Origin of the sequence: Flavobacterium tibetense, from assembly GCF_003293845.1 — a bacterium.
Taxonomy (GTDB): domain Bacteria; phylum Bacteroidota; class Bacteroidia; order Flavobacteriales; family Flavobacteriaceae; genus Flavobacterium; species Flavobacterium tibetense.
In genome coordinates this window covers 1-2,188 of the sequence record NZ_QLST01000034.1, presented here as the reverse complement: position 1 = coordinate 2,188, position 2,188 = coordinate 1, and the positions used below count along the sequence as shown (strand labels likewise).

The window sequence follows — 2,188 nt, the reverse complement described above, 5'->3', positions numbered from 1 at the left end:
GACTCATGAACATCATAACCCAAAAACAAACGTATCGATAAACTATCACTACAAAAAGCAATTAATTGTCTATCGGAGTTGATGTTATTCAAATAACCTACCAACAAAATCTTGAAGAAAACAACAGGATCTATACTCTCTTGACCTTCTTTACCATAATACTTTTGGGTAGCTTTATAAATAAAATGTAAATCAAGTTCGGTTAACAATTTTCTGTAAAAATTATCCACTGGAACCATGTCCAACAAATTAACCGAAACAAATAACTGTGGGGTAAAACTTTTCTTTCCTTGCATGAATAAATTTACAAATTATCTCTTTTTTATGCAAGTTTTTGTATATTTGAGTTGTGCAACATGCACAGCCGTTTTGCAAAAGCGGGGGTTTCGTGCTTCTATGACAGTGAAGTGCTAAATTCAAGTTTTGTGCTTCTAATGAAGTTTAGTGGTAAAAATCCCCGCCTTCGCAAAGCGGCAAAACGTTAGTGGCAACCATAAAAACCGAGACAGTGACAAAATCTAAAACACTTGAAAAACTACTATTAGACCATTTGGAAGACTTTGAACCAAGTGGTGGTGGCGGTGGCGACCACAATCTTCCTGATTTTGAACTGTATGCAATAGATTATTTGGAATTTGCCGAGAAGCGACTTAACAATATTGAAAAATATAAAGACGATATTGACGAACTTATTAATTGTGTTGCTCACTTAAAACGTGCTGTTGACTGTCAGCTCGACACGTTTTTTCACTCAGTAGGACTTTACAAAACGATACAAGACAGAAATCTGAAATTTGAAAAGAAACTCGATTTTTTAAATGGCATAGGTGTTTTCAGTTCTCGTTCACTAAACAGACTTAATACACTAAGGAACAAAATGGAACACCATTACGAAATTCCTAAAATTAGTGACATTGAACTATACTACGACTTAGTATCTGCATTTATCGCAGTAATACAAGGACTAATTTTCTTGTTAGGTTTTCACCGTGAAGTCGACTTTTCCATTAACATCGAAGACAATAATTTTGGTGACTTTCAATCGGAGTATGATGACAAAAAATTGGAAATAAGAATAAAATGGAATTTAAAAAAGTCAGACAAGAAAAATGAGTTAGTTGCTAAACTTGACGAACTTGATGATTTCATCTATTTTTTCAAAGTTCATATATTACTTGTTCAACTTGACACATTTGCTAACTGGAAACATATATACGACAAAATTAAATTGACAAAAAACGACAAGAAGAATGGCAGCCACTAACAGCCGTAACTGTTGCATAACTACCATTTTTTAAATAAAATTTCAAAAAACATAAAATTCCGAACTCGTTTAAGCACTTTTAAGCGAGGTTTTATTTTAGTTCATGTACAAAATTCTAATTTTTAGAAAGCTTAAAATTGAGTTATTGTTGTCTAAAAAGACCGTTTTTATAAAAGCAAAGTACTTCCCTTGTTTTAGGGAAATAACTTGGGCTAAAACACTTGGTTTTTTGATGGTAAAACGCAAGTATTTCTTCAAGTTGTAGGTTAAACTTGCCATGAGTACATGTTTGTTTGCGTTTTTGATGCCTCGGGTGTTGACTCGTTTCATGTTCGTGAAGTTGACCAAGGTTCCAATCACAGGTTCGACTGTTTTACTTCGTATTCTCGACATCTTTTTGGCATATTTGGCATTTTGTGTGAGTTTTTGATGCATACGGTCGTAATGTTCTTTGTGGATGCTATCGTCTAGCTTTTTAAACTTAGTGCTTTTGCCACAACATTGTTCTCTGAGTGGGCAGTTTTTACAGTCACTCTCGCTGCTTCGGTACGTGCGTTTGGTGTAGCCTTTACTATCCGTTTTTTCGCCTTTGAAAAGGAGTTTGGCTTGGTTGCCTTCGGGTTTAGTGCATTGGTAATAATTTTCCTCTTTGTTGAAGGTAAAACCTTCGCGCTCGGGTTTGTATTGCCCGAAGTTAGGAATGTAGGCATCAATATTTTTTTTATGTAAATACGCCAACGCTTCGCCACTGCTGTAACCGCCATCGGCTAAAAGTTCTTCTAATTCAATGTCGTTTTCGTTTAGGTTTTCTTCGATAAGTTCCACAATTTTTTCTAAACATTGACTATCGCGCTTGTCTGCAAAATCAGAACACGCTCCAGTAATAACATGGTGTGCATCGTCTACTGCGATTTGTCCAAAATA

Annotated in this window: 3 protein-coding genes; 1 reads left to right on the top strand and 2 read right to left on the bottom strand. The window is 35.2% G+C overall.

What is annotated here, in order from left to right; genetic code table 11:
• Positions 1-296 (bottom strand): transposase (locus tag DPN68_RS12930; RefSeq protein ID WP_162298406.1); only part of this gene is annotated, 296 nt, incomplete at its 3' end.
• A gap of 212 nt (positions 297-508) precedes the next feature.
• On the opposite strand from DPN68_RS12930, the gene DPN68_RS12925 reads away from it, so the two are divergent.
• Entirely contained in the window at positions 509-1,264 is a 756-nt protein-coding gene (locus DPN68_RS12925; protein ID WP_133256610.1) for a hypothetical protein, read from the top strand.
• Positions 1,265-1,360: 96 nt separating this feature from the next.
• On the opposite strand, the gene DPN68_RS12920 is transcribed toward DPN68_RS12925, so the two are convergent.
• The coding region (locus DPN68_RS12920; RefSeq protein WP_157958503.1) for a transposase at positions 1,361-2,188 on the bottom strand (828 nt) is incomplete at its 5' end.